This is a genomic window from Mycobacterium talmoniae (assembly GCF_001854525.1).
Classification (GTDB): Bacteria; Actinomycetota; Actinomycetes; order Mycobacteriales; family Mycobacteriaceae; genus Mycobacterium; species Mycobacterium talmoniae.
Map to the genome: position 1 here is coordinate 1 of NZ_MLQM01000164.1, position 12130 is coordinate 12130.

The following is a 12130-nucleotide window of genomic DNA, read 5'->3' on the forward strand; positions in this document are numbered from 1 at the left end:
CAACCCCGTGGGCCCGCAGAGGGTCGGGAGGCCGGCTGGCGGTCGGGTCGTCGCCCGCCGCCCCGACGAACTGCACCGCCGCGCCGGCACGGGCGGCCGCCACCGCCTGGTTGGCGCCCTTGCCGCCCGGGGTCGAGTGGGTGGATGCGGCCAACACCGTCTCGCCGGGCTTGGGCAGGGCCGCAACGGTGTATGCCGTGTCCAGGTTCACGCTGCCGACTACACATACTCGTGCCGTCATGGCCTCGACGGTATGGGAGACGCGGCGGCATTGACAACTCCGCCACCGACGACCCTGCGGCACAAACGGATTGGGTGGCCAGCCGATTCACTCAGCGCGAGCCAATGTCTTGTCACCCCGGCTTGGCGACGGTGGGATAGCGGCGAGGATCAGGAGGAGCGGGTGAGTGGCAACGACTGGGGTGCGCGGCTGGCGCGGATCGGCGTGGATTGGTGGGCCACCATTGTGGCGGGCCTGATCGTGCTGTTGGCGGTGGCCGATGCGCTGCCCAGGATTCCGTGGTGATGCCGTGAGCGCGCTGCCCGTCGACCACCAGCAGGCCCCCGCCGAGGCGACGTCTGCCGGCCGCACCCCGGCCGACTATGTGCCGGGGGTGTTGCTGCTGCTCGCGGTGGGGTTGGCCGGCAAGTACGCCCAGGCCTGGTGGAACGCGCTCGCGCAGCGCCAGCACTGGACCGTCCCGGACATCGAATACGTGCTGTGGGCCATCCTTTTCGGTCTGCTCATCACCAACACCGTCGGCCTGCATCGGGTGTTTCGTCCCGGCGTGCAGACCTACGAGTTCTGGTTGAAGATCGGGATCGTGGCGCTGGGGGCCCGTTTCGTGCTCGGCGATGTGGCCAGGCTCGGCGCGTTGAGCCTGGTCCAGATCCTCATCGACATGGCCGTCGCCGGTGCCCTCATCCTCACCGCCGCCCGGCTGTTCGGGCTGTCCGGCAAACTCGGGTCATTGCTGGCGATCGGCACCTCGATCTGCGGCGTGTCGGCCATCGTGGCGGCCAAAGGCGCTATCCGAGCCCGCAATTCCGATGTCGGGTACGCGATCGCCGCGGTCCTGGCGCTGGGCGCCGTCGCGTTGTTCACCTTGCCCGCGATCGGGCATGCGATCGGGCTCAGCGACCACGAGTTCGGGCTGTGGGCCGGGCTGGCGGTGGACAACACCGCCGAGACCACGGCCACCGGCTACCTGTACTCCGAGCAGGCCGGCAAGATTGCCGTGTTGGTGAAATCCACCCGCAACGCCCTGATCGGTTTCGTGGTGCTCGGCTTCGCGCTGTACTGGGCATCCCGCGGCCAGGCCGACGAGCTGACTCCCGGGCTGCGGGCGAAAGCCGGTTTCGTGTGGGCGAAGTTCCCGAAATTCGTGCTCGGGTTTCTGGTGGTGTCGGCGATCGCCACCGCGGGCTGGCTATCCAAAGGCCAAACCACCAACCTGGCCAACATCTCCCGGTGGGCCTTCCTGCTCACCTTCGCCGGGGTCGGGCTCAACACCAATGTCCGGGAGTTGGTGCGCACCGGCTGGCGGCCGCTGGTGGTCGCCGTCGTGGGACTGGTGGTGGTGGCCAGCGTCTCCCTCGGGCTGGTGTTGCTGACCTCACGGGTGTGGCACTGGGGTGTGACCGCCTAGGCCGGAGTTGACCGATTTCGGGTTGATGGCGCCGAGGCTGCATTCACGGCGCCGAGCCTGAAACCACGGGTGTGTCCCGAACGTGGAAGGGAGCTTGATGTAGGTAGGGCTTCGTGAGGCGGTGCTGTGCAAGAGATGGAGGATTGTTGGCCCTTCGGAGTCGCCCTGCGGGGGGTGGCTTCAAACCGCCACATGCTGCGGGATCGGTGACGTGATCGTGGTGAGCGATGTGGAAAAGGCGCAGGTGGATGCGTCAGGTGGGGATCGGGAAGGCGAGCGTAAGCGAAGCGCTGTTGACGTGTCGAAATTCAGACAGGTGACATCAAAACCGGGGTGTCCGTGAGGTCCCGGGATGAGTCTGGCGGGTGCCCGTTGATTGGCCAGGCGGTGTCCGGCATGGAGGCGACGCGAGCCCGGTCTGCGGCTTTTGCATGGAACGGGAGAAGGCCGGACCCGATACTGCCCATTTGGTTGTGGGTGGGCGAGAGGGAGTAGCCCGCGCGTGGCGTGGGTGTGAGTACTGTCGCGGGTTCGGTTGGCGGACCGGTTCGTAGTAGTGGTGAAGCTCCTGTAATGGGGGTGGAGCGAAGGGGCCGGGTCATCTGTGACTGTGTTCGTTTCGATCAACCGAGCCGAAAGGCTTGGGAGGAGTCAGATGAGCGAGTTGAAGTCGCCGGGCAAGCCGTTCGAGATTTCGAAGTGGGCGGTTGCGGAAGCGTTCGAGAAGGTCAGGGCGAACAAAGGCGCACCGGGGGTAGACGGGGTGACGATCGAGGAGTTCGAGGCCGACCTGGGCAACAATCTGTACAAGGTGTGGAATCGGATGTCCTCGGGAAGTTACTTCCCGCCGCCGATGCGGGCGGTGGAGATCCCCAAGCCGCATGGCGGGGGAACCAGGATGCTGGGGTTGCCCACGGTGGCCGATCGGGTGGCGCAAACGGTGGTGGCCGAGGAGTTGGCGGGCAAGGTCGAGACGATCTTTCACGAGGACTCCTACGGATACCGTCCGGGCCGCTCGGCGGTCGATGCGGTGGGCGTGTGCTGGCAGCGCTGCCGGAAAACCGACTGGGTAATCGACTTGGACATCCAGAAGTTTTTCGACAGCGTGGACTGGGACCTGCTGCTCAAAGCGGTAGCGGCCAACACCGATTCGCCATGGGTGCTGCTGTATGTGCGCCGGTGGCTACAAGCCCCGGTACAGCTGCCTGATGGCACCCTGCAACAGCGAGACCGGGGCACCCCGCAGGGGTCGCCGGTCTCGCCCGTGCTGGCCAACCTGTTTTTGCATTATGCGTTCGACACCTGGATGGTGCGGGAGTTCCCGACCGTGCGGTTCGAGCGCTATGTCGATGACGTGGTGGTGCACTGCGTCACCGAGCGCCAAGCCGGCCAAGTGCTGGCCGCGCTGCACGACAGGATGGAACAGGTCGGGTTGTGGCTGCATCCCGACAAGACCCGGATCGTGTACTGCAAGGACGGCAAGCGGCGGGGCGACTATGCGCACACGTCGTTTACCTTCCTGGGGTTCACGTTCCGGGCGCGCGGAATGCGGGCCAAAAACGGGAGCAAGTTCCTCGCGTTTGCGCCCGCGATCAGCAGGGATGCCCTGACAAAGATCGGGCGGGAAGTGCGGTCGTGGCGACTGCATCATCGCACCGGTCGATCCTTCGCTGACCTCGCACGCTGGATCAACCCCAGAGTGCGGGGCTGGATGAACTATTACGGCGCCTTCTACCGGTCGGCGCTGTATCCCCTCCTGACGCGCATCAACGCCTACCTGATGCGCTGGGTCCGCAACAAATATCGGCGGTACCGGGGCCGGAAAGCCTTCCAGCAGGCATGGCAGCGGGTCACCACGCAGTACCCGCGCTACCTGGCGCACTGGCAATGGACCACCGCTGTCCCCGCCGTCTGGTGATCAAGATGACAAGAGCCGGATGAACCGAGAGGTTCACGTCCGGTTCTGTGGGAGCCGGAGGGTGCAACCCCCTCCGGCCACCCGACCGGGTTTCTGGCTTGAATCGTGCTCTGGCTTCAGTCTCGGCGCACTCAGTTCAGTCTCGCGGCCGTGGGCGCAGTCTCGAGGCGCTGAGTTCAGGCTCGCCGCCGTCAATGCAGCCCCGCCGCCGTGACTTCAGCCTCGACGCCCTGGATTCAGGGTCAGCCGGTTAGGACGCCGGTAGGTGCGCGGTCAGCAGCCAGGCCTGCGCCGACACCCGACCGTCGGGCTCCTCGCGCACCCGCAGGCCGGGCGCCTCGAAGCCCTCGATCACATTGGCGTACATCCGGGCCGGTCGGATGTCGTCGATGACCCAGTACGGCGACACCACCGCGCGCAGCTCCGCGGCGGAGACCGGATGCGCGGCGCCGTTGAGCCCGTCGGGCGCCCCGGCCCTGTCAAACGCCAGCACGAGGTAGCGGGCGCCCGGCGCGGCGGCCCGCACGATCGAGCGCTGGTAGCCGTCGCGCAGCTCGACCGGCATCGAGTGGAACAGCTCGCTGTCGATGATGGTGCCGAACCGGCCGTCGTAGCCGGTGAACGAGCTGATGTCGGCGACCTCGAAGGTGGCGCTGGTCAGCCCGCGGGCCGCGGCCCTGGCCCGGGCCAGGTCGATCGCCGCCGGGGACAGATCCAGGCCCACCGTGGTGAAGCCCCGCTCGGCCAGGTACAGCGAGACCGCCGCCTCGCCGCAGCCGGCGTCGAGCACGTCGCCGTGCAGGCTGCCGTCGCGGATGCCCTGGGCGAGCAGCGCGGCGATATCGGGCTGCGGCTCGCCGATGCTCCACGGCGGCCGCACCCCGGTGCGCCCGGCCACCTCGCCCCGATAGATCGAATCGAAGAACTCCACATCTTGGGTTGCTGCCATGGTCCCTTGATATCAAGCATCCTGATATATATCAAGGGTCTTGATGTGGGGTGTGGGGCCGGTCAGCCGGCCCGCGTACTCGGGTCGCCGCCGCAACCGCGTTAGCCGCGATCGCCGAGAGTGCCGCGCTCTACTACCCACCGATGCCGAAACGGCAGCACCTCGGCGGCGATGTCGAAGTCGGAGTCGTAGTGGATCAGTGTCACGGCATGGGCGTCGGCGAGTGTGGCGATCAACAGGTCGGTCATGCCGACAGCGCGGTGTCGGCCGGTCCGGGCCAATTGACGCCGCGCGTCCAACGCGGTCCGCCAGTGTTCGTCGTTGGTCGGCAGATACTCGTAGGCCAGGCGGCGATCGGACCAAAGCTGTGCGTAGTCCGCCGGACTGCGGGCACTGGAGAGCGCCTCGGCGTCGAGTTGAGCGGTGGTGGCGACCACGCCGCCCTCGATCAGCGGGGCGAGCCGCGACGCAACCTCGGGATGCGTCATGCGCGCGGCCGCGCTGGTGTCGATGAGATATCGGGCGATCAGCGCCACACGTCGGCCTGCCGATCCGGGTCGACCATCTCCGACAAGCCGCCGCTTTGTAACCAAGCGATCTGCCGTGCGCGAGCGGAGGTCGCGGCGGCGTGCCGTAAGGCGGTGCGCACGGTGTCGGATACCCCAGTCGTCTTGAGCTCGGCCTGTGCGGCTGCCAACAGATCGTCGTCGAGGTCGATCAAGCGCTTTGTCATCAGCAACACCCCCACCGATATATGCCATTCGATGAACTAGCATATATCGATGGGTGGTCGACACCACCTCGAATGAACCCGGAGACGCCCGATACGCTGGGGTGATGAGTCTGCAAGCGCCCTCACGCCCCGATTTGCGTCAGCAGGTGCACGACGCGGCCCGCCGGGCCCGGACCGCCGCCCGGGTGCTGGCCACGCTGCCGACCGCGACCAAAGACCACGCCCTGCACGCCGCCGCGGATGCGCTGCTGGCCCACGCGGAGGCGATCCTGACCGCCAACGCCGCCGACTTGGATGCCGCGCGGGCCGCCGGCACCGCCGAGGCCATGCTGGACCGGTTGGCGCTGAACCCGCAGCGCATCGAGGGGATCGCCGCCGGGCTGCGGCAGGTCGCCGGCCTGCCCGACCCGGTCGGGCAGGTGCTACGCGGCTCCACCCTGCCCAACGGGCTGCAGCTGCGGCAGCAGCGGGTGCCGCTGGGCGTGGTGGGCATGGTGTACGAGGGTCGGCCCAACGTCACCGTCGACGCGTTCGGGTTGGCGCTCAAATCCGGCAACGCCGCGCTGCTGCGCGGCAGCTCGTCGGCGGCGCACTCCAACGCGGCGCTGGTCGAGGTATTACGCGCTGCGCTCCGTACCGAGGACCTCCCCGCCGACGCGGTGCAGCTGCTGGACAGTTCGGATCGCGCTAGCGTGACCCACCTGATCCAGGCCCGCGGCCTGGTCGACGTGGTGATCCCGCGCGGGGGAGCCGGGCTGATCGACGCCGTGGTCCGCGACGCCCAGGTGCCCACCATCGAGACCGGCGTCGGCAACTGCCACGTCTACGTGCACGAGGCCGCCGACCTACAGGTGGCCGAACGGGTGCTGCTGAACTCCAAGACCCGCCGGCCCAGCGTCTGTAACGCCGCCGAGACCCTGCTGGTGGACGCGGCGATCGCCGAGACCGCGCTGCCCCGGCTGGTGGACGCGCTGCAGGCCGCCGGGGTGACCGTGCACCAGCAGCCGACCGAGGACGAGCTGCGCGCGGAGTTTCTCGCCATGGACATCGCGGTGGCCGTCGTCGACGGCGTCGACGCCGCCATCGCGCACGTCAACGAGTACGGCACCGGCCACACCGAGGCCATCGTGACCACGAATATGGCTGCCGCGCAACGGTTCACCGAACGGGTGGACGCCGCCGCGGTGATGGTCAACGCCTCGACGGCGTTCACCGACGGTGAGCAGTTCGGGTTCGGCGCCGAGATCGGCATCTCCACCCAGAAACTGCACGCCCGCGGCCCGATGGGGCTGCCCGAACTGACCTCGACCAAGTGGATCGTCTGGGGCGACGGCCACACCCGACCCGCCTAACCGATCAGGAGAACGCAACCGTGAGCGTGCCCGCCCAGTCGATCCCGCTGTTCGCCGACATCGACGATGTCAAGCAGCGGCTGGCCGAAACCGGCTACCTGCCCGACACCGCCACCGCGACCGCGGTGTACCTGGCCGACCGGCTGGGCAAACCGCTGCTGGTGGAGGGACCGGCCGGGGTCGGCAAAACGGAGTTGGCCCGGGCGGTGGCGGCCGCCACCGGATCGGGGCTGGTGCGGCTGCAGTGCTACGAGGGCGTCGACGAGGCCCGGGCGCTCTACGAGTGGAACCACGCCAAGCAGATCCTGCGCATCCAGGCCGGCTCGGGGGACTGGGATCAGACCAAATCCGATGTGTTCGCCGAGGAATTCCTGCTGTCGCGGCCGCTGCTGACCGCGATCCGACGCGCCGAGCCCACCGTGCTGCTGATCGACGAAACCGATAAGGCCGACATCGAGATCGAAGGCCTGCTGCTGGAGGTGTTGAGCGATTTCGCGGTCACCGTCCCGGAACTGGGCACCATCACCGCGTCGCGCAAGCCGTTCGTGCTGCTGACCTCCAACGCCACCCGGGAACTGTCCGAGGCGCTCAAGCGTCGCTGCCTGTTCTTGCACATCGACTTCCCCGACCCCGACCTGGAGCGGCGCATCCTGTTGTCCCGGGTGCCCGACCTGCCCGAGCATCTGGCGGTGGAGTTGGTGCGGATCATCGGGGTGCTGCGCGGGATGCAGCTCAAGAAGCTGCCCTCGGTCGCCGAAACCATCGACTGGGGCCGCACCCTGCTGGCGCTGGGCCTGGACACGCTGGACGACGCCACCGTCGCCGCCACCCTCGGGGTGGTGCTCAAACACCAATCCGACCAGCACCGGGCGGCCGGAGAGCTACGGCTGAACTGATGGCCGTCCGTCGCACCCGCCCGCCGCAACCCCTGGCGCCGCACGGCATCCCGGGGCATTTGGTGGAGTTCGTGGAGGCGCTGCGCGGCCAGGGCATCGCGGTGGGGCCCTCGGAGACGGTGGACGCCGGCCGGGTGCTGGCCACGCTGGGGCTGGGGGATCGGGAGGTGCTGCGCGAGGGCCTGGCCTGCGCGGTGCTGCGCCGGCCCGACCACCGCGACACCTACGACGCCATGTTCGATCTGTGGTGGCCGGCGGCGCTGGGCGGGCGGACGGTGGTCGCGGCTGACGACGACGCTGCTGTGGCCCCCGAACTGCCGCCCGACGACGTCGAGGCGATGCGGGAGATGCTGCTCGACCTGCTCACCGACAACCCGGACCTGGCCGACCTGGACGAGCGGCTGGCGGCGATGGTCGCGCAGATCGTCGAAGCCTACGGTCGGTACAGCTCCAGCCGCGGCCCGTCGTACTCGTCGTATCAGGCGCTCAAGGCGATGGGCCTGGACGAACTGGAGGGCCGCCTGTTGGCCGGGCTGCTGGCGCCCTACGGGGAGGAACCCACCCCCACTCAGGAGCAGATCGCCAAAGCGCTTGCCGCGCAGCGGATCACTCAACTGCGCAAGCTGGTGGAGGGGGAGACCAAGCGGCGCACCGCCGAACAGCTGGGCCGCGACCACGTCCAGATGTACGGCATCCCGCAACTTTCCGAAAACGTCGAATTCCTGCGGGCCTCCGCCGATCAGCTGCGCGCGATGCGCCGGGTGGTGGCACCGCTGGCCCGCACGCTGGCCACCCGGCTGGCGGCGCGGCGCCGGCGCGCCCGGGCCGGGGCGATCGACCTGCGTAAGACGTTGCGGCGCTCGATGTCCACCGGCGGGGTGCCGATCGATCTGGTGCTGCGCAAACCGCGACCGGCGCGGCCGGAGCTGGTGGTGCTGTGCGACGTGTCCGGGTCGGTGGCCGGGTTCAGCCACTTCACCCTGCTGCTGGTGGATGCGCTGCGCCAACAGTTTTCGCGTGTTCGCGTCTTTGCCTTCATCGACACCACCGACGAGGTCACGCATTTGTTCGGCCCCGACGCCGACCTGGCAGTGGCGATCCAGCGGATCACCCGGGAGGCCGGGGTCTATACCCGCGACGGGCACTCCGACTACGGCAACGCGTTTGTGTCCTTCACCGAGCAGTTCCACAATGTGCTGTCGCCGCGCAGTTCGCTGCTGGTGCTCGGTGACGGGCGCACCAACTACCGCGATCCGGCGACCGACGTGCTGGCGCATATGGTGACCGCCAGCCGGCACGCGCACTGGCTCAACCCCGAGCCCAAACACCTATGGAACAGCGGGGATTCGGCGGTGAGCCGCTATCAAGAGGTGATCACCATGCACGAATGCCGGTCGGCCAAGCAGTTGGCCGCGGTGATCGACCAGTTGCTGCCGGTCTAGGTCCCCTTTTCCCGCGAGCGTGCGTGTCCCCGGCCGACACGCCGAGCGTGTCGCCGGGTCTGCGCACGCTCGCGGGGGTAAGACAATCATCTGCCGGTCGCCATGGGCACCGGCGGTCGGGCCAGCGCCACAACCGCGGCGGCGAATGGATGAAAAACCCGCCCCCTACAGGGGCGGGTGGTGTGATGCCATTATGCCACGCGCCCGCGTGGATTTCGGGAGACAGGCATGACGCGTCCATCGATGTTCAAATCCGACCAAGCACGGGCCGAGTACTGCCACCTGTACGACAACGCGATCGCGCAGTCCTCGGTGCCAGTGGAGGAAGTCGACGTGGAGACCTCCTTCGGCACGACACACGTGCTGACGGCAGGTGACCCGTCGAGGCCGCCGCTCATTGCGCTTCATGCCATGTCAATGGGGGCGACGATGTGGCTCCCGCTGCTGCCCGCGCTGACGCCGGCTCACCGCGTGTGCATGGTTGACGCTGTCGGCGACGTCAGCAAGAGCGTGGCGCGTGCTGTGTTGTCCTCGGCCGAGCGTGTGACCGAGTGGATCGACGAGGTTCTCGACAAGCTCGACATCGAGCGCGCCGCATTTGTGGCGGCCTCACTTGGCACCTGGATGGCGACGCATTACGCGATGGCGCACCCAGAGCGCGTTGAGCGCCTAGCGCTCGTCGGCCCCGCCGGCATCGTCAGCCCGCAGCATCCCCGCTGGCTTCTGCGGGCGTTCGTGAACGGGCGCATTCGTCCCAGTCGGGAGAAAATCGAGACGTTCGTCGATTCGCTGGCGATGGAACAGACCCGACCGCGCTTGCGTACCGATCCGTGGCGTCCGATCGTGCAGCAGTTGATTGTCGGGTTGGCGACGTTCCGGCGGAACCTGCGTGAGCCCCGCCCAGTGCGCTGCAACATTGCGCCGCTCGCCGCGAGCGGTATCCCTGTCCTTACCATCATCGGTCGAAACGAGACACTGCACGATGGCGAGACGATGGCCGACCGGTTCCGTCGGCAGCTACCCGACGCGGAAGTGCACCTGGTAGATAACGCCAATCACTTGATCTTTATCGACCAGCAAGACGTCGTGGCCGACCTTCTCCAGACATTCCTGGGGTGAAGCCGCGGCAGCTTCACCGTTGTGGACTTATCGGATGGTTGCCTGGGTCACGGGCTGCGCCTTGCACGGTAGGCACCCCGCCCCCGCGAGCGTGCGCGGACCCGGCGCCACGCGCGGCGTGGCGGCCGGGGACACGCACGCTCGCGGCCGGAACGGACCGCTCCAGTAAGCTGGCCTATCGTGCAAAAACGGCGGCGCAGGCTGGGTGTGATGGGTGGGACGTTCGACCCCATCCATAACGGCCACCTGGTCGCCGCCAGCGAGGTCGCCGACCTGTTCGAGCTGGACGAGGTCGTCTTCGTGCCGACCGGCCAACCGTGGCAGAAGGGGCGCTCGGTCACCCCCGCCGAGGACCGCTACCTGATGACGGTGATCGCCACCGCCGCCAACCCCCGGTTCTCGGTGAGCCGGGTCGACATCGACCGCGGCGGCCCCACCTACACCATGGACACCCTGCGGGATCTGCGCGCGGTCAACCCCGACACCGATCTGTACTTCATCACCGGGGCCGACGCGCTGGCCTCCATCCTGACCTGGCAGGACTGGAAGGAACTGTTCTCCATGGCCCGGTTCGTCGGGGTGAGCCGGCCCGGCTACGAGCTCAACGGCGACCACCTCAACGACGTGCTGGGCAAGCTGCCCGACGACACGCTGACCCTGGTCGAGGTGCCCGCCCTGGCGATCTCGTCGACGGACTGCCGGCGGCGCGCCCAACAAAGCCGGCCGATCTGGTACCTGGTGCCCGACGGGGTGGTGCAGTACGTGTCCAAACGCCGGCTCTACGCCCAAGCGGGGGCCCAAGCCACCGGAGACCACACATGACCGCCACCGCAGACGCCGTCGACATGGCGACCGTCGCCGCCCGGGCCGCCGCCGCCAAACTCGCCGACGACGTCGTCGTCATCGACGTCTCCGGGCAGCTGGTCATCACCGACTGCTTCGTCATCGCCTCGGCGTCCAACGAGCGGCAGGTCAACGCGATCGTCGACGAGGTCGAGGAGAAGATGCGCCGGGCGGGCTACAAGCCGGCCCGCCGCGAAGGCACCCGCGCCGGCCGGTGGACGCTGCTGGACTACGTCGACATCGTCGTGCACATCCAGCACCAGGACGAACGCGACTTCTACGCGCTGGACCGGCTGTGGCGCGACTGCCCGGTCATCGGGGTGGACCTGGCGGTGGACCCCGACGATTCCGAGGCCACGCCATGAGGGTGCGCCGCCTGGTCATGCTCCGCCATGGGCAAACCGAATTCAATGCCGCCAGCCGGATGCAGGGCCAACTGGACACCGAGCTGAGCGAACTGGGCCACGCCCAGGCCGTCGCCGCCGCCGAGGTGCTCAGCAAACGTCAGCCGCTGCTGATCGTGTCGTCGGACCTGCGCCGCGCCGACGACACCGCGGAAAAACTGGGGGAGCGCACCGGGTTGCCGGTGCGGGTCGACACCCGGCTGCGCGAAACCCACCTGGGCGATTGGCAGGGCCTGACCCACGACCAGGTCGACGCCGCCGCGCCCGGCGCCCGGCTGGCCTGGCGCGAGGACGCCACCTGGGCGCCGCACGGCGGGGAGAGCCGGATCGACGTGGCGGCGCGCAGCCGGCCGCTGGTCGCCGAGCTGGTGGCCGCCGAACCGGAGTGGGGCAGCGACGAGCCGGGCCGCCCGGTGGTGCTGGTGACCCACGGCGGGCTGATCGCCGCGTTGACCGCCGCGCTGCTGGGGCTGCCGGTCGCCAACTGGCCGGCGCTGGGCGGCATGGGCAACGCCAGCTGGACGCAGCTGTCCGGGCACTCCGCCGACGACGCGGACTTCGCCGACATCCGCTGGCGCCTCGACGTATGGAACGCCTCGGCCCAGGTTGCCAACGATGTCCTCTGACCCGCGGCCCACGCTGCTGATCTTCGCCGACTCGCTGGCCTACTACGGGCCGACCGGCGGGCAGCCCGCCGGCGACCCGTCGATCTGGCCGCACCCGGTCGCCGCCGTACTCCGCGCTCTTCTACACATCTGATGCCGCCGTCGGCGTGAGCGGTGGTGGTGTGGGGGGGGGCGGGGCGGGTGGGGGGGGAGGAGTGCG

The 12130-nt window shown here is 68.6% G+C and carries 14 protein-coding genes and 1 pseudogene; 11 read left to right on the forward strand and 4 right to left on the reverse strand.

The annotated features are described in order from the left end of the window. Positions 1-241: PfkB family carbohydrate kinase (locus BKN37_RS21915; protein ID WP_242657325.1), on the reverse strand; the 241-nt coding region annotated here is incomplete at its 3' end. 162 nt (positions 242-403) lie between these two features. Between BKN37_RS21915 and BKN37_RS30230 the strand changes: the two genes are divergently transcribed. From BKN37_RS30230 to ltrA, 3 genes are all read left to right on the forward strand, one after another. Beyond that, on the forward strand, positions 404-526 hold the full coding sequence (locus tag BKN37_RS30230; protein WP_278184969.1) for a hypothetical protein: 123 nt from the start codon (positions 404-406) through the stop codon (positions 524-526). Between the two features lie 13 nt (positions 527-539). Then, positions 540-1649 (forward strand): YeiH family protein, encoded by a 1110-nt coding sequence (locus BKN37_RS21920; RefSeq protein WP_423212826.1) that lies wholly within the window; start codon positions 540-542, stop codon positions 1647-1649. Positions 1650-2304: 655 nt separating this feature from the next. Beyond that, positions 2305-3567 carry a group II intron reverse transcriptase/maturase gene (gene ltrA / locus BKN37_RS21925; protein ID WP_071029063.1) on the forward strand — a complete coding sequence of 421 codons (1263 nt, stop codon included), beginning with the start codon at positions 2305-2307 and terminating at the stop codon, positions 3565-3567. A 250-nt stretch (positions 3568-3817) separates the two neighbouring features. Here the strand turns inward: ltrA and BKN37_RS21930 are convergent, their stop codons facing one another. The 3 genes from BKN37_RS21930 to BKN37_RS21940 form a co-directional block, all read right to left on the reverse strand. Beyond that, the gene (locus tag BKN37_RS21930; protein WP_071029064.1) at positions 3818-4516 is read right to left on the reverse strand and encodes a class I SAM-dependent methyltransferase; all 699 of its coding nucleotides are present in this window, start codon (positions 4514-4516) and stop codon (positions 3818-3820) included. Between the two features lie 101 nt (positions 4517-4617). After that, positions 4618-5052: a PIN domain-containing protein gene (locus BKN37_RS21935; protein WP_083341964.1), complete on the reverse strand. Its 435-nt coding sequence runs from the start codon at positions 5050-5052 to the stop codon at positions 4618-4620. Further along, positions 5043-5264: a DUF2191 domain-containing protein gene (locus BKN37_RS21940; RefSeq protein ID WP_318276438.1), complete on the reverse strand. Its 222-nt coding sequence runs from the start codon at positions 5262-5264 to the stop codon at positions 5043-5045. Before BKN37_RS21940 ends, BKN37_RS21935 begins: the two co-directional genes overlap by 10 nt. Positions 5265-5353: 89 nt before the next feature. Here BKN37_RS21940 and BKN37_RS21945 point away from each other — a divergent pair, with 89 nt between their 5' ends. The 8 genes and pseudogenes from BKN37_RS21945 to BKN37_RS28440 form a co-directional block, all read left to right on the forward strand. Further along, positions 5354-6601, forward strand: a complete 1248-nt coding sequence (locus BKN37_RS21945) for a glutamate-5-semialdehyde dehydrogenase (protein WP_071029073.1) — start codon at positions 5354-5356, stop codon at positions 6599-6601. Positions 6602-6621: 20 nt separating this feature from the next. Beyond that, a complete protein-coding gene (locus tag BKN37_RS21950) occupies positions 6622-7497 on the forward strand; it encodes an AAA family ATPase (protein WP_071029065.1) in 876 nt (291 codons plus the stop codon). Beyond that, positions 7497-8939, forward strand: a complete 1443-nt coding sequence (locus tag BKN37_RS21955; protein WP_071029066.1) for a vWA domain-containing protein — start codon at positions 7497-7499, stop codon at positions 8937-8939. Before BKN37_RS21950 ends, BKN37_RS21955 begins: the two co-directional genes overlap by 1 nt. Positions 8940-9167: 228 nt before the next feature. Beyond that, a complete protein-coding gene (locus BKN37_RS21960) occupies positions 9168-10058 on the forward strand; it encodes an alpha/beta fold hydrolase (RefSeq protein WP_083341965.1) in 891 nt (296 codons plus the stop codon). A gap of 180 nt (positions 10059-10238) precedes the next feature. Then, on the forward strand, positions 10239-10880 hold the full coding sequence (gene nadD / locus BKN37_RS21965) for a nicotinate-nucleotide adenylyltransferase (protein ID WP_083341966.1): 642 nt from the start codon (positions 10239-10241) through the stop codon (positions 10878-10880). Further along, a complete protein-coding gene (gene rsfS / locus BKN37_RS21970) occupies positions 10877-11266 on the forward strand; it encodes a ribosome silencing factor (protein WP_071029069.1) in 390 nt (129 codons plus the stop codon). Before nadD ends, rsfS begins: the two co-directional genes overlap by 4 nt. Beyond that, positions 11263-11931: a glucosyl-3-phosphoglycerate phosphatase gene (gene gpgP, locus BKN37_RS21975; protein WP_071029070.1), complete on the forward strand. Its 669-nt coding sequence runs from the start codon at positions 11263-11265 to the stop codon at positions 11929-11931. Before rsfS ends, gpgP begins: the two co-directional genes overlap by 4 nt. Next, positions 11921-12043: pseudogene (locus BKN37_RS28440) on the forward strand (diglucosylglycerate octanoyltransferase); the annotation flags it as partial. The gene gpgP and the pseudogene BKN37_RS28440, both read left to right, overlap by 11 nt. Between the last annotated feature and the right edge of the window lie 87 nt (positions 12044-12130).

What these genes read in the sequence shown, in the direction of transcription:
- rsfS (WP_071029069.1), top strand. Translation starts at nt 10,877, where the DNA reads ATGACCGCCACCGCAGACGCCGTCGACATGGCGACCGTCGCCGCCCGG.
- ltrA (WP_071029063.1), top strand. Translation starts at nt 2,305, where the DNA reads ATGAGCGAGTTGAAGTCGCCGGGCAAGCCGTTCGAGATTTCGAAGTGG.
- BKN37_RS21945 (WP_071029073.1), top strand. Translation starts at nt 5,354, where the DNA reads ATGAGTCTGCAAGCGCCCTCACGCCCCGATTTGCGTCAGCAGGTGCAC.
- gpgP (WP_071029070.1), top strand. Translation starts at nt 11,263, where the DNA reads ATGAGGGTGCGCCGCCTGGTCATGCTCCGCCATGGGCAAACCGAATTC.
- BKN37_RS21960 (WP_083341965.1), top strand. Translation starts at nt 9,168, where the DNA reads ATGACGCGTCCATCGATGTTCAAATCCGACCAAGCACGGGCCGAGTAC.
- BKN37_RS21955 (WP_071029066.1), top strand. Translation starts at nt 7,497, where the DNA reads ATGGCCGTCCGTCGCACCCGCCCGCCGCAACCCCTGGCGCCGCACGGC.
- BKN37_RS21930 (WP_071029064.1), bottom strand. Translation starts at nt 4,516, where the DNA reads ATGGCAGCAACCCAAGATGTGGAGTTCTTCGATTCGATCTATCGGGGC.